Origin of the sequence: Catenovulum adriaticum (assembly GCF_026725475.1) — a bacterium.
Lineage (GTDB): Bacteria > Pseudomonadota > Gammaproteobacteria > Enterobacterales > Alteromonadaceae > Catenovulum > Catenovulum adriaticum.
Genome location: NZ_CP109965.1, coordinates 2805851 through 2828338, shown reverse-complemented (window position 1 = coordinate 2828338; position 22488 = coordinate 2805851). Strand labels below are relative to the sequence as shown.

At 38.7% G+C, this 22488-nt stretch carries 23 protein-coding genes; 20 read left to right on the top strand and 3 right to left on the bottom strand.

Going from position 1 to position 22488, the window contains the following annotated elements; translation table 11 throughout:
- Positions 1-3: 3 nt before the first annotated feature.
- From ctaD to OLW01_RS12475, 3 genes are read left to right on the top strand one after another with little or no spacing between them, the layout of a single operon-like run.
- The gene (gene ctaD, locus OLW01_RS12485; protein ID WP_268074250.1) at positions 4-1614 is read left to right on the top strand and encodes a cytochrome c oxidase subunit I; all 1611 of its coding nucleotides are present in this window, start codon (positions 4-6) and stop codon (positions 1612-1614) included.
- 9 nt (positions 1615-1623) lie between these two features.
- On the top strand, positions 1624-2166 hold the full coding sequence (locus OLW01_RS12480) for a cytochrome c oxidase assembly protein (protein WP_268074249.1): 543 nt from the start codon (positions 1624-1626) through the stop codon (positions 2164-2166).
- 11 nt (positions 2167-2177) lie between these two features.
- Complete coding sequence (locus OLW01_RS12475; protein WP_268074248.1) at positions 2178-3059, top strand: cytochrome c oxidase subunit 3; 882 nt, start codon at positions 2178-2180, stop codon at positions 3057-3059.
- 5 nt (positions 3060-3064) lie between these two features.
- On the opposite strand, the gene OLW01_RS12470 is transcribed toward OLW01_RS12475, so the two are convergent.
- On the bottom strand, positions 3065-3268 hold the full coding sequence (locus OLW01_RS12470) for a DUF2909 domain-containing protein (protein ID WP_268074247.1): 204 nt from the start codon (positions 3266-3268) through the stop codon (positions 3065-3067).
- A gap of 21 nt (positions 3269-3289) precedes the next feature.
- Between OLW01_RS12470 and OLW01_RS12465 the strand changes: the two genes are divergently transcribed.
- The 12 genes from OLW01_RS12465 to amrA all read left to right on the top strand — a co-directional run bounded on the left by OLW01_RS12465 (position 3290) and on the right by amrA (position 14766).
- Positions 3290-4054, top strand: coding sequence for an SURF1 family protein (locus OLW01_RS12465; protein WP_268074246.1), 765 nt, complete (start codon positions 3290-3292; stop codon positions 4052-4054).
- Positions 4033-4593, top strand: a complete 561-nt coding sequence (locus OLW01_RS12460) for a hypothetical protein (RefSeq protein WP_268074245.1) — start codon at positions 4033-4035, stop codon at positions 4591-4593. The genes OLW01_RS12465 and OLW01_RS12460 overlap by 22 nt, the downstream gene beginning before the upstream one ends.
- Positions 4593-5588, top strand: a complete 996-nt coding sequence (locus tag OLW01_RS12455) for a COX15/CtaA family protein (RefSeq protein WP_268074244.1) — start codon at positions 4593-4595, stop codon at positions 5586-5588. The genes OLW01_RS12460 and OLW01_RS12455 overlap by 1 nt, the downstream gene beginning before the upstream one ends.
- 30 nt (positions 5589-5618) lie before the next feature.
- Positions 5619-6518 (top strand): heme o synthase, encoded by a 900-nt coding sequence (gene cyoE, locus OLW01_RS12450; protein WP_268074243.1) that lies wholly within the window; start codon positions 5619-5621, stop codon positions 6516-6518.
- Positions 6515-7138, top strand: coding sequence for an SCO family protein (locus tag OLW01_RS12445; protein WP_268074242.1), 624 nt, complete (start codon positions 6515-6517; stop codon positions 7136-7138). Before cyoE ends, OLW01_RS12445 begins: the two co-directional genes overlap by 4 nt.
- Before the next feature lie 146 nt (positions 7139-7284).
- Positions 7285-7566 carry an STAS domain-containing protein gene (locus tag OLW01_RS12440; protein ID WP_268074241.1) on the top strand — a complete coding sequence of 94 codons (282 nt, stop codon included), beginning with the start codon at positions 7285-7287 and terminating at the stop codon, positions 7564-7566.
- A 26-nt stretch (positions 7567-7592) separates the two neighbouring features.
- The gene (locus tag OLW01_RS12435) at positions 7593-7955 is read left to right on the top strand and encodes a response regulator (protein ID WP_268074240.1); all 363 of its coding nucleotides are present in this window, start codon (positions 7593-7595) and stop codon (positions 7953-7955) included.
- 4 nt (positions 7956-7959) lie between these two features.
- Positions 7960-10107, top strand: a complete 2148-nt coding sequence (locus OLW01_RS12430; protein WP_268074239.1) for a chemotaxis protein CheA — start codon at positions 7960-7962, stop codon at positions 10105-10107.
- A complete protein-coding gene (locus tag OLW01_RS12425; RefSeq protein WP_268074238.1) occupies positions 10104-10589 on the top strand; it encodes a chemotaxis protein CheW in 486 nt (161 codons plus the stop codon). The genes OLW01_RS12430 and OLW01_RS12425 overlap by 4 nt, the downstream gene beginning before the upstream one ends.
- 45 nt (positions 10590-10634) lie before the next feature.
- A complete protein-coding gene (locus OLW01_RS12415) occupies positions 10635-13343 on the top strand; it encodes a methyl-accepting chemotaxis protein (protein ID WP_326498584.1) in 2709 nt (902 codons plus the stop codon).
- 181 nt (positions 13344-13524) lie between these two features.
- Positions 13525-13920 (top strand): MaoP family protein, encoded by a 396-nt coding sequence (locus OLW01_RS12410; protein WP_268074237.1) that lies wholly within the window; start codon positions 13525-13527, stop codon positions 13918-13920.
- 237 nt (positions 13921-14157) lie between these two features.
- Positions 14158-14766 carry an AmmeMemoRadiSam system protein A gene (amrA, locus tag OLW01_RS12405; protein ID WP_268074236.1) on the top strand — a complete coding sequence of 203 codons (609 nt, stop codon included), beginning with the start codon at positions 14158-14160 and terminating at the stop codon, positions 14764-14766.
- On the opposite strand, the gene OLW01_RS12400 is transcribed toward amrA, so the two are convergent.
- On the bottom strand, positions 14654-16522 hold the full coding sequence (locus OLW01_RS12400) for a GGDEF domain-containing protein (RefSeq protein WP_268074235.1): 1869 nt from the start codon (positions 16520-16522) through the stop codon (positions 14654-14656). The two genes, amrA and OLW01_RS12400, sit on opposite strands and share 113 nt — an antisense overlap.
- A 207-nt stretch (positions 16523-16729) precedes the next feature.
- Here OLW01_RS12400 and OLW01_RS12395 point away from each other — a divergent pair, with 207 nt between their 5' ends.
- The 4 genes from OLW01_RS12395 (at position 16730) to OLW01_RS12380 (ending at position 19662) form a co-directional block, all read left to right on the top strand.
- Entirely contained in the window at positions 16730-16912 is a 183-nt protein-coding gene (locus OLW01_RS12395; RefSeq protein ID WP_268074234.1) for a DUF1289 domain-containing protein, read from the top strand.
- Between the two features lie 119 nt (positions 16913-17031).
- On the top strand, positions 17032-18750 hold the full coding sequence (locus tag OLW01_RS12390) for an acetolactate synthase 3 large subunit (RefSeq protein WP_268074233.1): 1719 nt from the start codon (positions 17032-17034) through the stop codon (positions 18748-18750).
- A gap of 3 nt (positions 18751-18753) precedes the next feature.
- On the top strand, positions 18754-19251 hold the full coding sequence (gene ilvN, locus OLW01_RS12385; protein ID WP_268074232.1) for an acetolactate synthase small subunit: 498 nt from the start codon (positions 18754-18756) through the stop codon (positions 19249-19251).
- Between the two features lie 99 nt (positions 19252-19350).
- Positions 19351-19662: a Dabb family protein gene (locus OLW01_RS12380; protein WP_268074231.1), complete on the top strand. Its 312-nt coding sequence runs from the start codon at positions 19351-19353 to the stop codon at positions 19660-19662.
- Between the two features lie 3 nt (positions 19663-19665).
- Here the strand turns inward: OLW01_RS12380 and queG are convergent, their stop codons facing one another.
- Complete coding sequence (gene queG / locus OLW01_RS12375; RefSeq protein WP_268074229.1) at positions 19666-20811, bottom strand: tRNA epoxyqueuosine(34) reductase QueG; 1146 nt, start codon at positions 20809-20811, stop codon at positions 19666-19668.
- 153 nt (positions 20812-20964) lie between these two features.
- Between queG and OLW01_RS12370 the strand changes: the two genes are divergently transcribed.
- The gene (locus OLW01_RS12370) at positions 20965-22467 is read left to right on the top strand and encodes an NAD(P)H-hydrate dehydratase (protein WP_268074227.1); all 1503 of its coding nucleotides are present in this window, start codon (positions 20965-20967) and stop codon (positions 22465-22467) included.
- Positions 22468-22488 lie beyond the last annotated feature (21 nt).

The following is a 22488-nucleotide window of genomic DNA, read 5'->3' as shown; positions in this document are numbered from 1 at the left end:
CAGATGAGCACAATAACTCAAAATAATTCTGCGACCGAACATTCAGAAAACCATGACGATCATGCACATGGTCCTGCTCCAGGCATTAAAAGATGGATCTTTACAACCAATCATAAAGATATAGGTACATTATATTTATGGTTCGCTTTTATTATGTTTCTTGTAGGTGGGGCTATGGCGATGGTCATTCGGGCTGAGCTTTTCCAGCCCGGATTACAAATTGTTGAACCTCACTTTTTTAATCAAATGACCACAGTACATGGTTTAATTATGGTATTTGGTGCGGTTATGCCAGCTTTTACTGGTATGGCAAACTGGATGATCCCTATGATGATAGGGGCACCAGATATGGCTTTACCCAGAATGAATAATCTCAGTTTTTGGATTTTGCCTTTTGCCTTTTTAATTTTACTTTCCAGTTTATTTGTTGAGGGTGGTGGCCCAGCTTTTGGGTGGACATTTTATGCGCCACTTTCTACTACTTATAGCGGTGATAGCACCGCATTATTTGTGTTTGCAATTCATATTATGGGGATTTCATCAATTATGGGGGCGATTAACGTTATCGTAACCATTTTTAATATGAGAGCGCCAGGTATGACATGGATGAAATTACCGCTGTTTGTCTGGACGTGGTTTATTACCGCTTACTTATTAATAGCGGTTATGCCAGTGTTGGCTGGCGCAGTGACTATGGTGTTGACTGATAAATATTTTGGTACGTCGTTTTTTGATGCTGCAGGCGGTGGCGATCCCGTTATGTTCCAGCACATTTTTTGGTTTTTTGGTCACCCTGAAGTCTACATTATGATTTTGCCTGCCTTTGGTATTATTTCAACGATAGTGCCCACGTTTAGCCGTAAATCACTGTTTGGTTACGCGTCTATGGTTTATGCCACAGCTTCAATCGCGTTTTTATCTTTTATTGTATGGGCACACCATATGTTTACCACGGGTATGCCCGTATTTGCAGAGCTTTTCTTTATGTATTGCACTATGTTGATTTCCGTGCCTACTGGGGTAAAAGTTTTTAACTGGGTTGCTACTATGTGGCGAGGAGCTTTGAGTTTTGAAGTGCCAATGCTCTTTTCAATTGCTTTTATTGTTTTGTTCACTTTTGGTGGTTTTTCTGGGCTCATGTTGGCCATTACACCTGTCGACTTTCAATACCATGATACTTATTTTGTGGTTGCGCATTTTCACTATGTGTTAGTAACAGGCGCAATATTTTCACTCATAGCTGCAACCTATTATTGGTTGCCCAAGTGGACAGGGGTTATGTACGACGTTGGCTTGGCTAAATTACATTTTTGGTGCTCGTTGATCTCCGTAAATGTACTATTTTTCCCTATGCATTTTGTTGGATTAGCGGGTATGCCAAGACGAATTCCTGATTATTCAATTCAATTTGCAAACTGGAATCAATTGATTAGTTTAGGTGGTTTTGCGTTTGGGTTATCACAGTTAATTTTTCTGGCGTTGTTAATTAAAGCTTGTAAAAAGAAAGGTAAAGCCGTTGATGCCCAAGTGTGGGATGGTGCCCACGGCCTTGAGTGGGAAGTCGAGTCGCCAGCGCCTTATCATACTTTTACGACACCACCTCAAATTAAGTAGGTTAAAGAAATGCAAACTCAATCTAATAAAAAATTGCTCGTTCGGCTCTGCGGATTCGTATTGGCTATGTTTGCCTTTGGGTTTGCTTTAGTGCCTTTATACGATGTGTTTTGTGATTTGACCGGAATTAATGGCCGAAGCGTGCAGAGAGCTGACATTAATACGCAAACTTTGGTTGATACTAGTCGAGTTATACGAGTTGAATTTGTTACTTTTGACAAAACGGGCCAGCCGAGTGAATTTATCGCGCGTGCGCCCTCAGTTGAAGTTCATCCAGGTGAAATGAAAAATGTTTCATTTCATGTCACCAACCCATTAAACGAAGCTGTTTCTGTACGGGCTATACCTTCGGTCTCGCCCGGACAAGGTAGTCTTTATTTAAATAAAACAGAATGTTTTTGTTTCAATCAACAAGCACTAGCGGCAAATGAAACCACTGAGTTTAAGCTAAGATTTTTTGTCGATAAAGCGCTGCCCGAAGAAATTAAAGTATTAACATTAGCGTATACGCTATATCCCATTAGCGAGCAAACACTGGCTAATGCCTTATAGGAGAGTTAATCATGTCAGATAACAATGCGACGTATTATGTCCCGGCGCAAAGCCCATGGCCGATTGTGGGGGCTGTCGGCTTTTTTTTGGTAGCCGTGGGGTCGGGCAACTTAGTTACTCAAATAAGCAAAACAGGTGAAGCTGGCTGGGGACAGCTTGTACTGCTAGCCGGTTTGATTGTTTTGTTTATTATGATGTTTGGCTGGTTTCGCGATCAAATTAAAGAGTCACAAACTGGTTTGCACAGTGCACAATTGGGCATTTCTTATCGACAAGGAATGAGTTGGTTTATTTTTTCAGAAGTCATGTTTTTTGCCGCTTTTTTTGGGGCTCTTTTTTATACTAGGACGATTTCTGTGCCTTGGCTAGCTGGGGCTGGCAATAATGCAATGACAGCTCAAATTTTATGGCCAACGTTTGAGGCTATATGGCCGTTAACTGAAACACCTTCTGGTAAAACAACTCAAGCGATGGGGTATTGGGGCCTTCCTTTAATTAATACGCTAATATTGCTTACCTCGTCAATTACGATTCATTTTGCCCATGTTGGTCTTGAAAAAGGTAAACGTCAGCAAATGAGTTGGATGATGGGGTTTACCATTTTACTCGGGTTTGCTTTTTTAACCTTACAAGTAGAAGAATATATTCATGCCTATCAAGATTTAGGACTCACTTTAGATTCAGGGGTTTATGGTAATACGTTTTTTTTGCTAACTGGGTTTCACGGTTTGCATGTTACTTTAGGCACTTTGTTTTTAATTGTTATATTTTTTAGAATATTAGCTGGGCATTTTAACGCTAAGAACCATTTTGCGTTTCAATCGGCCAGCTGGTACTGGCACTTTGTTGATGTGGTTTGGCTTTGCTTATTTATTTTTGTCTACATAATATAACTAAATCAATAAGGTCGGTGATTAGGGGTAATCCATCCTAATTGCACGGCTACTAAAATAAACGCAATAATGGCCACAGAATACATCAGCCTTAAACCTAATCTTTTGCTCATTTGATGAGTTTGATCATTTTTATTCATTGCCAATAAAGCTTTAAATAAATTAAAAATAACAAATATGAGCAGTACTACAATAATGATTTTTATCATGCATACCTCAATGGAAGTGATGTGTTATTAACTCTAGGTCGTTTTCAGTTAAATGTAAAAATTTGGCCGTTTTTACTTTTTTTATCTAGTTTGTGTTTGTTATTAGCATTAGGGCAATGGCAATTGCAGCGTGCTGAATATAAAAATACTCGCCAAGTTCAGTTAGATCAAGCAGCTCAAGTACAAGCTAGTCAATTGACTGCTGAGTATTTAAAGGAGCAGGCTGAAGAATCATATTTAGACAAACCTATTCTTATAAGCGGCTCTGTTAATTTAGATAATATTTGGTTTGTTGAAAATAAAATAATGAATCACCAACTGGGGGTCGAGTGTATTGTGGCGATAAAATTAGATCACAATTCAACGCTATCCTCAGAGAAAGCAGAGTATGTATTGGTTAATTTAGGTTGGTTACCCGTTGATAAAAATCGAATACCAGCTTTTTCTACACAAGACTTACCTTTAAACGTTACTGAACTCAATGCCCGCATTACAAAACCAAACCATAACTTATTTATGTCTGAAGAAATTCATCAGCGTTTAGGCTATAAATTTATTCAACAGGTTAACCTAGAACAGATTTCAAAACATGCAAAAATCGATTTATTGCCTATACTTGCAGTAGTCGATAAAAAATCATTGATGGCATTCCAACCTAACTGGCAACCTATTGTTATGCCAGCACAAAAACATTATGGTTATGCTGTGCAATGGTTTGGTTTGGCGCTGGCATTATGTATTATAATTATTATAAAGGCAGTAAAATGGAAGAAACCAATCAACTAAAAAAGCGATCTGCTAGGTTTAATTTAAGTATTATTTTTTTCGTCTTTTTCATCCCTGTTATTGCAGCTTATATTGCGTTAAAAGGGGAATGGTTTAATTTATCAGCGACTAATCAAGGAGAGCTGATCACACCTGCTATGCAAATGGACATTACGCAATTAAATGCCGGCGCGAGTGGAAAATGGTTAATGATAGTGCCATCTGAACTTGATTGCCAAAAACTTTGTCAAGAATCAACTTACTTAGTCAAACAAGCCGATATTGCATTAGGTCGTGAAACCCAAAGAGTATTACCCAGTCGTTACATTGCCACAAACCAGCAACTTATTTTACTAGATCAGGCCGATCCCAATCATAAATTTGCCGGTATTATCAATCCGCCAGCAAAGCTTTCCAAAAACTATGTTTATATAGCTGATCCTCTAGGACAAATTATTTTACGTTATCCAATTAGTTTAAAGCGTGAAGAGAATTTAATTGCCGCCAAACACTTATTAGCTGATTTACGAAAATTACTTAAGTTATCTAGGGTAGGGTAATGAAAATATTAGTGCGAATTGCGATTATTTTGGCATTTGTTGTGGTTGTATTGGGTGCTTTTACCCGTTTAACCGATGCAGGCCTAGGGTGTCCTGATTGGCCAGGGTGTTATGGGCATTTAACCGTGCCAAAAGCTGAGCAGGTAAATAGTGCGCAAGCTAAATTTCCACAACAAATTATCGAGCCGCAAAAAGCTTGGAATGAAATGATTCATCGGTATTTTGCCGGAACGTTAGGGCTCATTATATTAGCCATTGCCGTGCTTTCAATTTATAAGCCTCACGCTCAAAAAGTGAGAGTTTTTAGCATTAGCTTGTTTTTTTTGGTTTGCTTTCAAGCCGCTTTAGGCATGTGGACTGTGACGCTGGTTTTATTACCCGCTGTGGTTTTGGCACATTTAATTGGTGGTTTTTCTATTTTTGTTTTGTTAGTTCTTTTAGAGCGGGCATTAGCTTACACAGCCGTCACGAAAACCAAGTTACCTAAACTAGCCTGGCTTTGTTTTATAGTTTTATTAATTCAAATTATACTAGGTGGGTGGACATCTACTAACTACGCGGCTTTGGCCTGCACAGAGTTACCTATTTGTGAAGATGGCTGGCAGCAACGTTTAGACTTAAATGCATTTCATTTAATAAGTCCCGAAGCTGACACATATCAATATGGGGTGTTAGATTATTCTGCTCGGATGACGATTCACATCGCACACAGAATATGGGCCGTTATTACGCTATTTACTTTATTGGGTTGGGCGGTTTTTTGTTTTTTCCAAAGCCAAAAAAGAGTTTCTGGTTTCGCTAGGTTGAATATAGCAAGCGCCTCATTAATAGTGCTGTTAGCTACTCAAGTTGGGTTAGGCATTGCTAACGTTGTTTTATCTTTACCGTTAATGGTTGCAGTGTTACATAATGCAGTGGCATTGTTGTTATTAACCGCGTTTGTTTTAACACTTTATTATTATTCAGTCGCTCCAGTGCAGAGTCGTGCACGATAATCGCAATTTAATACCAAGAGGATGATTGATATGAATCGAGTACTAACAATATCAGCAAAAAAAATAAATATAGCGCTGTGGCGAGATTACTTTGAATTAACGAAACCTAAAGTTGTAGCGTTAATCTTGTTAACTGCACTGGTTGGAATGTATGTGCCAAATAATCAACTTCCGAATATTGAACTATTATTAACCACCATTATTGGAATAGGCCTGTTAGCAGGCGCTGCCGCGGCGATTAATCATGTTGTTGATTTTCAAATTGATGCAAAAATGGCTAGAACGTATCATCGCCCAGTGGTTAAAGGACGTTTGTCTCAACGCCAAGCTTTAATTTTTGCCGGAGGAATTGGCATTTTAGGGTTTGCGTTACTTTGGTTTGCTGTAAATCAATTAACTGCTTGGCTAACCTTTGCTTCTTTACTTGGTTATGCCGTGGTTTATACCTTATACCTAAAGCGAGCAACGCCTCAAAATATTGTCATTGGTGGGCTTGCTGGCGCTATGCCGCCATTACTGGGCTGGACAGCGGTTACTAACTCAATTGATCCCAATGCACTTTTATTAGTCCTTATTATTTTTAGCTGGACTCCACCACATTTTTGGGCGCTGGCTATTCATCGGAAACATGATTACGCTAAAGCTAAAGTCCCTATGTTGCCAATTACTCATGGGGTAGAGTTCACTAAAACTATGATTTTACTGTATTGTGTGATCTTAACGGTCGTCTCAATTTTACCTTATTTATCGGGTTTATTTGGTGGGTTTTACGCAACTATTAGCTTGTTATTAAATTTGCAGTTTATTAACTATGCTATTCGGCTAAAATGGTTCGATAAATCAGGGCTTGCGTTTAAAACGTTCAAGTTTTCAATTTGGCATTTAATGCTAATGTTTATTGTAATGTTAGTGGATCATAATTTTTCATGAAATTTATTTTAATCAATTTTATCCAATGGGTTTTTATATTAGCTGCAATTACAGCTTGTAGTGACCAAAAATCAACTAATGAGTTAAGGCAATTTGACAATGTGCAAATTTTTCAGCCAAGCCGAAAAATCAGCGAATTTGAACTAAGCACTTCTAACCGTGATGGTTTGAATTTAAGTGGATTAAAAAATCATTGGAGTATTGTTTTTTTAGGTTATACCTATTGTCCGGATATTTGCCCAACCACGTTAACTGATTTAGCACACATTTATCCGCAGCTCACAAAACAAGTCAATAATGCTCAAGTGGTCTTTATTTCAGCGGATCCTAAACGAGATACAAAGCAGCAACTCTCACAATATATTCGTTTTTTTAATGCTGACTTTATAGCGGCAACTGGACCTCATCAGCACTTGCTACCTTTTACCAGAGAGTTAGGTTTAATTTATTCGTTAACAGGTGAAGGTGAAGATTACTTAGTTAACCACTCTGCGGCGCTAGTTGTTGTTAATCCAAAAGGGGAGTTAGTTGCGCGGATTAAACCTGACTTTAGTACGACGCCAGCAAAAGTTAACTACCAAACTTTAATCGATGTTATTGCTTACTTATCTGAGCGTTAATGCAAAAGATATTAATTAAATTATTTTTATATAAGACTGATTATAAAGTGGATTTTTTTTAACTAAGCTCTATTATAAATACAGCTTACAACATTTAATTGACTCGTAAATTTGAATGTCTGGAATAATAAAAGGTTAAAACGGATATGATAGAAACCTCTTGTTACCAATTGATGCCAGTTGCAAATATTACGCAAGCCGAGCAAATATTAAGTGATTTTCGTGAGCTTATGGTTTTAGGACAAGCGATTGAAATTGATGCAAGCTTAGTCGAACGCATCGACACTTCTGTACTACAACTCTTAGTTTCGTTAAAGAAATCGTTATCCGAGAATCAGCTCCAGCTTACTTGGACAGCTACTAGCGATGATTTTAATCGCGCAGTTATTGCCTCCGGCGTTAATCAATATTTAGAGATTAATTCATAAACACCAAATCAAGATAGGAAGTAAATATGAAAAGAATTTTAGCCGTGGACGATTCAGCCTCTATGCGACAGATGGTTAGCTTTACATTAAAAAAAGCAGGTTTTGATGTGACTGAAGCTAAAGATGGGGTTGAAGCTTTAGAAATTGCCAAACAAGCTGAGTTTGATCTAGTAATATCGGATGTCAACATGCCAAACATGGACGGAATTACGCTAATATCTCATTTGCGAAGCTTACCCAATTATAAATTTGTACCCATGTTAATGTTAACTACAGAATCTGGATTAGATAAAAAATCCGCGGGCAAAGCTGCTGGCGCTACAGGTTGGATTGTAAAACCTTTTAATCCAGATCAATTATTGGCAACTATTGGTAAAGTTTTGAGATAGCCGAATGAGTATAGATCTCAGTCAGTTTTTTGAAGTTTTCTTTGAAGAAAGCTTCGAAGGGTTAGATATTATGGAGTCGGAGCTGCTAGAACTGCAGCCGGGTGAGCCTGATAACGAAACCATCAACACAATTTTTAGAGCGGCGCATTCTATCAAGGGTGGAAGCGGCACTTTTGGCTTTAACTCTGTGGCTGATTTTACTCATGTGGTTGAAACCTTATTAGATCAAATTCGAGATGGTCAACGACAACTCACACAACAATATATTGATTTACTACTACAATCGGTAGACTGCTTGCGTGACATCTTAAGTGCATTAAGAGCAGAAGAAGAGCCTGATACCGAACAAGCACAATTATTAAAAGCAGAATTTAATTTGATTCTGGCTGCAGACGCTTCTCAAATTATAGATGCAACACCGAGTGAACCTAACTTAGGCGGTAATTTATCTATAGGGTGGGTTATTTCCTTTAAACCTGGATTAGATATTTTAAAAACTGGCAACGAGCCTTTGTATTTATTGCAAGAGTTAGCTGAACTTGGTGAATTAACGGTCAATATCGATATTTCAGATGTGCCTGCGTTAACCGACATTGAGCCAGAAGACTGTTATTTTAAATGGACGTTAACTTTAGTCAGTGATTGCTCAAAAGCACAAATATCTGAAATTTTTGAGTGGATTGAAGACGAATGTGAAATCAACATTCATGGGTTAAGCCAATCAACGAATGTGGAAAACGATAACAGCTTTTCTGGTCAAGAAATCCCCGTTTCTAAAAGCGCGATTGAAAGTTCAATGCGGGCTAGTAACGCATCAGCACAACAACTCAATAATTTTGAACCCGTAGCCAGCGATGCCGAAATAAATATTCAGCATGAGATTAAAGCACCTACCTCAAACCAGAAAAAATCAGCAAAACAAACAGAATCAGGCTCTATTAGAGTAGGTATCGAGAAAGTCGATTCCTTAATTAATATGGTTGGTGAATTAGTCATAACTCAAGCAATGTTAACTCAACTTTCTGAAGGTGAGTTGGATAATAATAAGTTATTGAGTTTGCAGGCTGGTTTAGCTCAGTTAGCGCATAATACAAGAGATTTACAAGAAAGTGTTATGCGAATACGAATGTTACCAATTGGCTCTATATTCAGTCGTTTTCCTCGTTTAGTAAGAGATACCAGTAAAAAGCTGGATAAAAAAATTGAGCTGAAATTAACAGGTGAACAAACTGAACTAGATAAAACATTAATGGAGAAAATTTCTGATCCTTTAGTGCATTTAGTTCGAAATGCGATGGACCATGGGTTGGAATCACCGGCTGAACGTTTAGCTGCAGGCAAAAATGAAACGGGTCAAATTACACTAAATGCATATCACCAAGGTGGCAATATCGTTATTGAAATTGTCGATGATGGTCGAGGTTTAAATACAAAACGAATTAGAGAAAAAGCAATTTCAAATGGTTTAATTGCCGAAACGGATGATCTAACAGATGATCAAATTAATTTGCTTATTTTTGAACCTGGCTTTTCAACGGCAGAGCAAGTATCTGACTTATCAGGGCGAGGCGTCGGTATGGATGTGGTAAGGCGAAACATTCAAGCGCTAAATGGCTCTGTCGAACTAGCATCAAAACCTGCCGAAGGTTCAACGGTTATTATTCGCCTACCTCTAACATTAGCTATACTCGACGGCCAATTGCTCAGCGTTGGCTCGCATATTTATATTATTCCGCTCATCAATATTATTGAATCTTTGCAGGTAAAAACAAATGCTATTAGCCGTGTAGGCGGCGAGTTAGACGTTTTAAAACTCAGAGATGAATATATTCCAATTATACGGTTAAGTGATGTATTTTCACATCAAGGCAGCAGTGATAACTTAGAAGATGGCTTGCTTGTCGTAGTAGAGAACGACAATGAAAAAGTAGGCTTGTTTGTAGATGAACTTTTGTCTCAACAACAAGTGGTGATTAAAAGTTTAGAAGCAAATTATTTTAAGGTAGATGGCATTTCAGGGGCAACTATTTTAGGCGATGGTACTGTTTCTTTAATTTTAGACATCGCTGGTATTGTAAAGCTTGCAGGACTAAATAAAAGTAATACTGTCTTTGCTAACCAGACAGGATCTTTGGAGTCTGCGACCGTATGAATTTAGAGTCATTAAATGCGCAATTAACAGATAGCCAAGATCTCATTGATAATGCCGATGTTGCGCAATACCTAACCTTTTTAATGGATGGTGAAGAGTACGGTATTGATATTTTAAAAGTGCAAGAAATCCGAGGATGGCAATCAACAACGCCGATCCCAAATTCGCCTAGTTATGTTAAAGGTGTTATCAATCTTAGAGGAACTATTGTTCCATTACTGGATTTACGACAGAAATTTAACCTTCCTAAAGTAGACTACAGTGCGGTAACCGTGGTTATTGTTTTGGCGATAGAACAAGACGGCGTGGATAAAATTATAGGGATTGTGGTGGATGCTGTATCAGACGTATACGGGGTTGAACGATCGCACATTAAATATTCGCCTAGCTTAGATGAAAATTTAAACCGACAATATATTGTTGGTTTGGCAGAAGTGAATGCCAAAACATTAATTATTTTAAATTTAAACCAGCTGCTTTAACGTGTTTGGCAGCGGCACTAATAGGTTTGTCTGAAGGGGACGCTAATGGGGATTTTAGACGGTATTTTAGGTCAGAAAAAAGATAACCAATCTAAAGCAATGATAGAGGCTATTACTCGCTCTCAAGCTGTTATTGAGTTTGATTTGGATGCTAGGGTGCTAGCGGCAAACCGAAATTTTTTAGACTTAATGGGATATGATAGCGATGAAATTATAGGCGCGCATCATAAAAAATTTGTTACCCACGAATATGCCAGCTCAGCTGAATATAAATCATTTTGGCAAACTTTACGTTCAGGCGAGAGTGTTAACGGTGAGTGTGAGCGCGTTGATAATTTAGGTAATACCGTTTGGCTGCAGGCCTCATATACACCTGTTTTAGATGACGCCGGCAAACCCTATAAAATTATTAGTTTAGCGAGTGATATAACAAACAGAAAAGAATTAGATGCCAATTTCTCTGGGCAAATTAGCGCAATTAATAAATCACAAGCAGTTATCGAATTTAATTTATACGGTGAGATATTAACCGCTAATGATAATTTTTTAGATACGTTAGGTTATCGATTAAATGAGATCAAAGGCCAGCATCATTCTATATTTGTTGAGCCTGATTTCGCTAAAAGTCGTGAATATAAAAACTTTTGGCAGCGTTTAAACCAAGGTGAATATATTTCAGGCGAATTTAAGCGAATCAAAAAAAATGGCGATGATGTATGGATACAAGCGACTTACAATCCTATTTTTGATGCTGACGGCAACCCCTATAAAGTTGTTAAATTTGCTACCGATGTGACTGAACGTAAAGCACAATGGGCTAACTACTCAGGGCAAATGGATGCGATCCATAAATCACAGGCAGTGATTGAATTTAATTTAGATGGCACCATCATTAAAGCCAATGAAAACTTTTTAACGACACTAGGTTATCAACTAGCTGAAGTTGAAGGTAAACACCATTCAATATTTGTTGATGCTGAGGTAGTTAATAGCGCTGAATATAAACAATTCTGGTTAGATCTTAACCAAGGTGAATACAAATCGGGTGAGTTTCAGCGTACTACAAAAAACGGTGAGAAAGTTTGGATCCAAGCATCTTATAATCCCATTTATGATCTTAATGGCAAGCCGTACAAAGTAGTTAAGTACGCAACAGATATTACTCAACAAAAGTTGAATGAAATTGAAAGTCAGAAAGTCGCTAATTTTTCAAATGCATTAAAAATATGCCAAGCCAGTGTCATGATTGCCGACAATGATTTGAATATTGTTTATGTAAACGATGAAAACATGAAAATGTTAAAACATCGCGAAAGTGAAATCCAAAAAGAACTACCTAGGTTTAATACTCAAAATTTAGTGGGTAGTTGTATTGATATTTTTCATAAAGAGCCTTCTCATCAACGACGATTATTAGCCGCGCTCGACCAGCCTTATTTTGCACAAATCAAAATTGGTAAGTTAAATTTTGATTTAACGGCTTCGCCTTGGTTAGATACAAACGGAGAAAAAATAGGCACCATTGTAGAATGGAAAGACAGAACCGAAGAAGCCTCAATTGAGTGTGAAATTGATAACTTAATTCAGCAAGCAGCAGAAGGGGACTTATCAACTCGTTTAGACGAGCACAATAAATCAGGTTTTGCGCTTAATTTATCTAAAGGTTTAAATCGTTTAGTGTCTATTGCCGATGGTGTAATTCAAGACACAGTCGGCATGTTAGATGCCATGGCTCATGGTAATTTAACCCGGCGGATTGAAGGCGATTATCAGGGAACTTTTGCTAAATTAAAAGATGATTCAAACTCAACTGTGGCTAAGCTGACAGAGATTATTGCGCGGGTTAATCAATCTGCAACAACAGTGGCCTCTGGTGCCGATGAAATTGCACAGGGCAATGCTGATTTAAGCCAACGTACAGAAGAGCAAGCTTCATCGCTTGAAGAAACAGCTTCCAGCATGGAGGAAATGACAAGCACGGTTAAACAAAATGCTGAAAATGCGTCAGTTGCTAATCAACTTGCATCAGATGCGAGAAACAAGGCAACCGCTGGTGGTGCTGTTGTTAAGCGTGCGGTTGAAGGTATGGGTGAAATTAACCAAGCCAGCAAAAAAATAGCTGATATTATTGGAGTAATAGATGAAATTGCATTTCAAACTAATTTACTTGCCTTAAATGCAGCTGTTGAAGCTGCAAGAGCGGGTGAGCAAGGCCGTGGATTTGCAGTGGTGGCTGGTGAAGTCAGGAATTTAGCCCAGCGAAGCGCAGAAGCCGCGAAAGAAATTAAAAACTTGATTCGAGACAGCGTTGCTAAAGTTGAAGACGGTGCGGCGTTAGTTAATGAATCAGGTGATACTTTATCTGAAATCGTTGACGCAGTTGAAAAAGTAAGCCAAATGATTGCGGATATTTCAGTAGCCTCAAATGAACAAAGTTCTGGAATAGAACAAGTTAATAAAGCTATCACCCAAATGGATGAAATGACCCAACAAAACGCTGCATTAGTTGAGCAAGCCTCGGCAGCGGGTGAATCAATGTCAGAGCAAGCCAGAGCGATGAAGCAATTGTTGTCGTTTTTCACCGTGGAGTCAGGAAAGGATAGCCGACATATCGAAAGTGTGAGCTCAGCGATGGATATGCAATCTCAATTCGACTCTAAACCCGTTATGACTCAAACAGGTCGCAAAGTACAAGCCAGGCCATCCCCGGCCGCATTATCATTTACCGACGATGATGATTGGGAAGAGTTTTAATTTGCAGCGCTTGTCTTAAGTGGTTTTATTTGTATGTCTTTATCAGGTAAAGCCATTTAAGAAAAAATAAATAAAAAATTCATCAATAATCTTTTGACAGAATGGTTTTTTAGCGCTAAAAATCAAATCGCATTCAATTGTGTGAATGCCTGAATACTTTTCTGAGTTTGAGAGGTCCTAAATGGCAAAAACTAAGCAGCAATTGCTATCTCGTATTTATGATGATCCAAAAAACTACCCTTATGGATTTCGTCGTTCTGGCGATTTTTCGATAACTGAATCAGACGCATTATCTCGCTATGGGTGTCTATTAAATGCTTTGTACAAAGGCGAAATAGATCCTAGCGATGAACAAGACCATAGGTTCTTGTCAATCATGCGGGGTGATACTCAAGCGACAAAAACGGAGGAACTGGCTTGGCTTAAATATCAATCCAGATTAAACCGTCCTAAGCTTGGCAGTTTGTATGGAAACAAAAAACAATTGATAGATATTGATGATAGTGATGACGATGAAGACAGCGTCGCCTTATCTGATGATATTGACGATAAACTAACCGTTGATAGTGAGGAGTAGAAAAGCTTACAGCGTGATAAAAGCACTTTCGTGGTAAGTTGAGTATGAGCTTAGTAATTGGCTGGGCTTGTACTTTATTTTTTTGTTTTAACCCCTTCTTTTTTAGCTAAAAATAGTCAGTTGCTCAATAATGATACAAAGAGTAACATGCCTTAACCTCTAACTTGTTTTAAATTGGTTAGGTTGAGCTATACTCAAATATATTTCAGTATTTTAAGGATTTAATGGTGGATTAAAGTGAGCCTAACTATTTCTGTTTTTGAACAAAGTGACGTAAAACAGCAAATTTTAAGCATAGTATCTAATGCTTTAAGTTATGCTTTTACTAACGATGGCAACCGACTGCCTGAGCATTTAATTCCGCGTCATGCTTTACTGTCAGATCAGCTTGCCTGTTTTGTATCATTAAAAGCCGCAGGTTTGTTACGCGGTTGTGTTGGCACAACCTTCACTAGTGATAGGCTAGATAATAATATTGCTTGGTATGCGCATGAAGCTGCATTTCATGATCCTCGATTTGATCCCTTATCCGCTTCAGAACTAAATCGGCTGACAACGGCTGTTTCAATCATGACCAACCCACTTATTTTGCAAGTCACCAGCGAGCAAAACTTGTTAGAACAGTTAATTCCGCATAAAGACGGCCTCATTATTCAATATGGTCAATTATCAGGTATTTTTTTACCTTGCATGTGGCAGCAATATCCTCAACCTGAAACCTTTCTTAGTGAGCTCAAGAGTAAGGCTGGTTGGCCTGTTCATGGCTGGACTGGGGCAATGAAAGCCTGGGTATTTCAGACTCATAAAATAGAGGGGCGTCTGGACTTGACGGCTCTGGCTGAGTAAGGCTATCGGGTATTTGCTTAGGGTTAATATATAAATAGCTTTTCGTGCGCTTCTTAGCTTGTTTTTTGGCTTCAACCGCCAGTTCGGCAACATGGTGATGGTTTTGACAGTTAGTAATACAAGGTGTCACTAGGCCGATTGATAAACTTAGCAGCGGATAAAATACAGGTTTTCCCGTTCTAGTGTGGCTTGCATAACCTCCAGCACTTAAATGTGATTGGCTAAAATAGGGTTTAACGCGCTGATCAAATTGCGTTAATAAATCCGTGAGTTGCGCTTGACCATTAGGTTGATAAAAAATAATGACAAAGTCATCGCCGCCAATATGCCCAACAAAGCAATTTTGTGTATTTTGAAAAGATCTCAATAAATCAGCGAGCATCACTATGACTTGATCGCCTTTTGCATAACCATATTGGTCATTAAAAGGTTTAAAATGGTTTAAATCGACATAAGCCATTGAGAAACTTTGTTTGTTCGTTAGCAGAGCGTCAATTTCTTTGTCTATTGGTAAATTACCGGGAAGCTGAGTTAATGGGTTTGAGTGTTTTGCGCGTTCAATTTTGGCATCTGTTATTTTTCTAAGTAACGCGCGCACAGAACCCATACCTAAATATTGTCCATTTTCAGTAATAACAAAAGGCGTTCGAGCTTCAAGCCGAGTTTCATCGGTTAACATTCGACTTAACGCTTCTACTGACATTGACGATTCAGCTACAATAAAGTCAGTTTTCATCAGCTGATTTATTGGTTTTTTATCATAAAGTGCATGCCCTAATGGCTGAGAAAAATGTTCCATTAGCTCTTCTCGCATCACAATCCCAATTACTTTAACGCCATCTAAAATGGGGATGGTATATAAGGTTTTATCATTTCTAAACCTGTCCATGACGGTTCGGGTAGGCGTGTGCCAAGATTCAGCTTTAATCGAATTTAATAAAAGAGAAACGGTTTGTTGTTGGATAAATTCATGTGCTGGCTGGCGTTTTTGCACAGACAGTAATACCTCGGGTAGGCGTAATGATGGTTCAGGGGTTGGGCGAGCTAAGTAATAGCCTTGAGCAAATGAAACACCCAGCGCTCGAACGCTATCAAGTTCTGCTTGAGTCTCAACCCCCTCAACAATGGTCATAGCGCCTGTATTATCAGCTAAGCGTAATACGGCATTTAAAAACTCGCGTTTCATCATGTCTTCATTACAGTTTTGAACAAAGTATTTATCAATTTTTATTAAATTGGGTTTTATTTGCGACCATTGAATGAGTCCTGAGTAACCAGCACCTAAATCATCAATTGCAAACTGAATGCCTATATCGCGTAGCTCATTAATCGTATTTTTTAAGTCATCTATGTTGTTTGCTGGGTTGTCTTCGGTGATTTCAATGACCACTCTACTACCAGTTAAACCAAAGCGTCGAAGTAAGCTTTTAAGTTGGCAAGGATTGACTAGCCCATTCACAATAAAGTTAGGTGTCATATTTAAAAAGAGTTTTCCCGGTAAATTTTGCCGAGCAAAACATTCAATTGCTTTTTCAATGCAAATGGCTTCAATTTGCGCATGACAATTAAATTTTTCAGCTTGCGTGAAAAGTGGGTCGGGTGTCGCTAGGATAGTTCCTACAGGGCCTCTACTAAGCGCTTCAAACCCTAAAATACGCTGACTTGATAAATTATATATGGGTTGTAAAACGGTATGAATCTTTTTGTTTTCTATAATGTCAATGAGTAATGACTGTATGTCAGTCGTGTTTTTCATAGCAAACTCCTAAAGGTTTTTACGGCTAAGTCAACGCTGATAGGATTTGTTTCTTGTTGATGGCTAGCGGTATGCGAAAATAAGCAGAAAATGACTTACTTTTTGTATGCTAAATGCATTATGGTTAAAGAAATCACAAAGCTTATTTTTTTGAATTTTCAGGATAATATATTGTGAGGATTAAACTTTAATGACAAGAGGTCTCTTTTGAACGGTGAACCAAGCTCTCCTTGTATTCGTCAATGTTGTTTAAATGAACAAGATATTTGTGTAGGTTGTGGGCGAAATATTAGTGAAATTACTCAATGGGCTAAATTAGAGACAAGTGAAAAACACAAAGTGGTTGAATTAGCGCAAACCCGTCGGGATAAAATACGCTTTATTTTGTAAAAAATGGCTAAAACGTAAATTTAATCGAGATAAATTGCTAAGCAAGTGCATTTTAAGTTTTTAAAATGAGCACATCTTGGTATCCTTGCGGTAATAATTAGCATTAGGGGAATTCTATTGTGGAAATGATGTCTGGTGCCGAAATGGTAGTTCGGACGCTAACTCAACTTGGAGTTAAGCATATTTTTGGGTATCCGGGTGGTGCAGTACTGGATATATACGACGCGCTTTTTGAAGCCAGTGATATTGAACATATATTAGTTCGCCACGAGCAAGCCGCAGCGCATATGGCTGATGGCTATACTCGTGCAACGGGTAAAGTGGGTACCGTATTGGTGACTTCAGGTCCGGGTGCAACTAATACCATTACAGGTATAGCCACTGCTTATATGGATTCAATTCCTATGGTTGTCTTGTCTGGGCAGGTGGCGACTTCTTTGATTGGCGAAGATGCCTTTCAGGAATGCGATATGGTAGGGTGTTCTCGTCCAATCGTAAAACATAGTTTTTTAGTTAAAAAAGCAGAAGATATCCCAGCAACTATTGCTAAAGCTTATCACATTGCAGCAACGGGTCGTCCAGGGCCTGTGGTTGTCGATTTGCCTAAAGATATTGTTAACCCTAAAGAATCTCATCCTTATGTTTTTCCTGAAAGCATAAAAATGCGTTCTTATAACCCAACAGTCAAAGGACACAAAGGACAGATTAAACGCGCGTTGCAAATTCTATTAGGCGCCAAAAAACCTGTGCTTTATTTAGGTGGTGGGTCAATTGCCGCTGAATGCAGCGATTTAATAACCGCGTTTGCTGAGCGTTTAAACTTGCCTGTTACTAATACGCTAATGGGCTTAGGCGCTTTTCCGGGTGAACATAAGCAGTGTTTAGGCATGCTTGGTATGCATGGCACAGTTGAAGCCAACAAAACAATGCATAACTCAGATGTTATTTTAGCCTTAGGTGCTCGGTTTGATGATCGGGTGACTAATAACGTTAAAAAATTCTGTCCGCACGCAACCATCTTACATGTCGATATTGACCCAACGTCAATTTCTAAAACCATCAGCGCAGATGTGCCAATTGTGGGTTCAGTTAAGCAAGTTTTATCTGACATGATTGATATGTTAGATAGTTCAGGCGAAACCTTAGACGGTGAAGCACTTGCAACTTGGTGGAGTGAAATTGAAACTTGGCGTGCCAAAAAATGTTTAAATTACGCAAAATCCGATACCGTTATTAAGCCTCAACAAGTTGTTGAAGCGATGCACAGAATCACTAAAGGTGAGGCTTATGTTTCATCTGATGTGGGCCAGCATCAAATGTTTGCAGCTTTGTATTATCCATTTAATAAACCTCGTCGCTGGATAAACTCTGGTGGCTTGGGCACCATGGGCTTTGGTTTCCCAGCGGCTATGGGCGTTAAAGTCGCCGTGCCTGATGCAATTTCTATTTGTATTACAGGTGATGGCAGTATTCAAATGAATATTCAAGAACTGTCTACCTGTATGCAATATGGTATTCCGGTTAAAATTATTTCGCTTAATAATCAAGCCTTGGGCATGGTTCGCCAATGGCAAGATTTGATTTATGGTGGCCGACACAGTCATTCGTATATGGAGTCTTTACCTGATTTTGTTAAATTGGCGGAAGCTTACGGCCATGTTGGTATGCGGGTGAGCGATCCAAAAGACCTAGATGCGGCATTGGAAAAATGTTTTTCAATGGACGATAAGCTGGTATTTATGGATATTTTAGTTGACCAGAATGAACATGTTTATCCAATGCAAATTAAATTTGGTGCAATGGATGATATGTTATTAGGTAGACCAAAGGCGGAGTAAGCAATGCGAAGAATATTATCTGTTTTATTAGAAAATGAACCAGGCGCTTTGTCTCGCATTGTGGGTTTGTTTTCTCAGCGTGGTTACAATATTGAGACGTTAACAGTCGCCCCAACAGACGATGAAACTTTGTCTCGTTTGACTGTAACCACTGTGGGTGATGATAGAGTTATTGAACAAATCACCAAGCATGTAAACAAATTAGTTGATGTATTAAAAGTGTCAGATATCACTGATGGTGAGCATATCGAACGAGAACTTATGATGGTAAAAGTGAAAGCCGATACCACAAGTTTGCGTGACGAAATTAAGCGCTTATCTGATATTTTTAGAGGTTTAATTGTTGACGTAACGCCTTCAACCTATGTTGTTCAGTTAGTAGGAACGACAGCTAAATTGGACGCTTTTATTGAAGCGGCGCGTAGTGAAGCCGAATTAATTGAAGTGGCACGTTCAGGGGTAACTGGTTTATCTCGAGGCGAAAAATCACTTAGATTTTAAAGTTGGTTTACCTTATTTAAATTTTAAAAGACAGGTTCGCCTGTCTTTTTTGTTTTGGCGTGATAATCGCTTTGACCTTTTCAAAATAAAGGAATAATAATGATCCGACACACAGTCGTTTTTACTTTAAAACATCAACCTGATTCTACAGAAGAGACCGAATTTTTAGAAAAAGCCGCTAAGCTTGAGCGAATTAATGTGGTGAATAAATTTGAAATATTGCGTCAAGTGAGTGCTAAAAATTCATTTCAGTTTGGCCTTTCCATGGAGTTTTCGTCTCAAACTGAATACGATTACTACAACGAGCACCCGGATCATCTGGCTTTCGTTGAACAGGTTTGGCTAAAAGAAGTTGAAGACTTTATGGAGATTGACTACAAAGTGCTAGATTTAACTGACCGAGAAAACTAAATTTTAAGCATCTCTCGGTAGTCCTTTCTCGACAACTCGAACTAAGCGTTTTGTTTGCTTAGTTTGAGTAGATAATTGATTGGCTTGTTTATTTTGTTGTTGTTCTATCGCCCATAAAATATGGTTTTGAACCAATTCTGTTGAATCCTCTAATTTATCAGTTAAAGCCTTTATTATTTTTTCGTTATAATCCGCATTGCCTAATCCCACTGCTAAATTTCGCTGCCAGCGCTGATAACCAATTCGTCTAATTGGAGAACCTTGAGTATTATCTAAAAATGTTTGCTCATCCCACTGCCACAGGCTTAATAAATCTTGGCTTAATAAACCGTGACGCTCTGAAAAGTCAGTTTCCTGACTCAGTTCAGCATACCGATTCCATGGGCAAGCTAATTGGCAGTCATCGCAGCCATAAATTCGATTGCCGATTAAAGATCTAAACTCGACAGGTATCTCGCCTTGTAGTTCAATCGTTAAATAAGAAATACATCGGTTAGCATCTACTTGATAGGGGGCAACGATTGCTTGCGTTGGGCACAGTGTCATGCAGGCAACGCAGCTACCGCATTGTGCTTTAACGGGCTGATCAACGGGTAAAGGTAGGTTAATTAATAACTCACCTAGAAAAAACCAACTGCCAGCCTCTTCATCTAAAATTAAACTGTGCTTACCCACCCAGCCCAAGCCAGCTTTAGCTGCTATTGGTCGCTCTAAAATAGGCGCTGAATCAACAAAAGGTCTAAAGCCTACATTTAACTCAGTTTGTTGTTCAATTTTTTTACCAAGTTGCTTTAGTTTATTGCGCATGACTTTGTGATAATCTCGGCCAATGGCGTATCGGCTAACATATGCTTTATGGGGTTGTTTTAAGGTATGGGCAAATTGAGCATGTTCAGGCAAATAATTCATTCTCACCGAAATTGCTCTAACGCTGCCAGGGTGAAGCTCTTGTGGGCGAGCTCTCATCATGCCATGGCTTTCCATGTAAGCCATTTCGCCATGATACCGCTTGGCTAGCCAGTCTTTTAAATTTTGTTCATGTTCGGATAAATCTAAATCACTAATACCAACTGCCTCAAAGCCTAAAGCTTTACCCCATTCTTTTATTTGGATTGCGAGCTGGGCAAGTTGTTCGTTATTCAGTGACATGACGGACCTTATTTAAAACATTAAATTAGATAATTCAGCGTATTCTTTTAATGGCGTAATAACATATTTTATCAGATTTTGTTGATTAACTGTTTTCGGCGGAGAAAATCCGTATTATATACATAAAGTTTTTATAAAAAATAAAAGTGTCTAATGAAATTGAGTGAAAGTCGACAGCTACCAACCCCTGTTTTTATGCCTGAACAGCTTCGTCAAAATGAAGCGCAGGCAGCTAAAAGTGCTGGTATCAATTTATTTGAGCTAATGCAAAAAGCAGGTCAAGCTGTTTTTGAATTAATTCAGTCGTGTTTTATTTCTCCTCAATCTATCTGCGTAGTGGTAGGTAAAGGCAATAATGCCGGCGATGGTTTTGTTGTTGCTGCTTTGGCTGCTAAAGCAGGCTGGCAAGTTACCATTGCGAATATGCCTGATTGCGTTAATTGGCAAGGTGATGCAGAGCAAGCAAGGCAATTAATCCAATCACAATCGATTAATCAAATTAATGCAGATGACGCTAATTTTGCTGAATATGATTTAGTCGTCGATGCCATTTTAGGCACAGGCCTTAAGCAAACTTTAACGCCAAGCTGGCAGCAAGTTGTTGAGGCAATTAACCTACAAGCCAAATTAACTGTAAGCATAGATGTACCCTCGGGTTTAAATGCTAAAACTGGATGCATCATGGGTAGCGCTATTAAAGCGCAACATACAGTTACGTTTATTGGTTTAAAGTGTGGGTTGTTAACAGCTGATGCAGCTGATTGCACAGGCCGAATACATTTTGCAGGACTAGGCGTTGAAGATTATTTTAATCAGCAAAATCATGCTTATTTTCAATTAAGTCAATTTAATGAGCTCAGAGCGCATTTTAAAAAACGAAAGCGCAATAGCCATAAAGGTCATTTTGGCCATGTACTTTGTATCGGTGGCGACAAAGGTATGTCGGGTGCTATTAGAATGTCAGCTGAAGCGGCACTTAGAACCGGATCTGGGATGGTTTCGGTGATCACCCATCCAGACAACGTGTTAGCCGTTTCTATGACACGGCCAGAATTAATGGTGGTGGGAATAAACGGAATTAATCAAATACTTAAAGATAAAATTGCTGCTGCGGACGTGATTGTTATTGGTCCTGGGTTAGGGAAAACAGGTTGGGCAAATGGCTTGATGCAATATGTATTAGAGCAAGACATACCAAAAGTGATAGATGCCGATGGGTTAAATTGGTTGGCAAAAAATCCAACAAAACAGAAAAACTGGGTATTAACGCCACACCCGCTTGAAGCCGGGCGTTTAATTGAACAAAGTCAGTATCATATTCAACACGATCGATTTTCAGCAATAACTGAGTTACAAGCCACCTATAGTGGTACGGTTGTGTTAAAAGGTTGTGGTAGTTTGATTGCCAGTCGAGATAAAATCAAAATTTGTCAGCATGGTAACCCGGGCATGGCTACCGCTGGTAGTGGCGATATGCTAACTGGCATTATTGCTAGTTTTATTGGTCAAGGTATCTTGCCCGAATTAGCAGCAGAAATAGGTGTTAATGTACATGCACAAGCTGGTGATTTAGCTGCAAAAGAAGGTGAGAGAGGGATGATAGCAACCGATATGTTGAGCTATATTCGTCAAGTCGTTAATCAAGCTGTTATATAAATTAACGTTGTAATTAAGAGT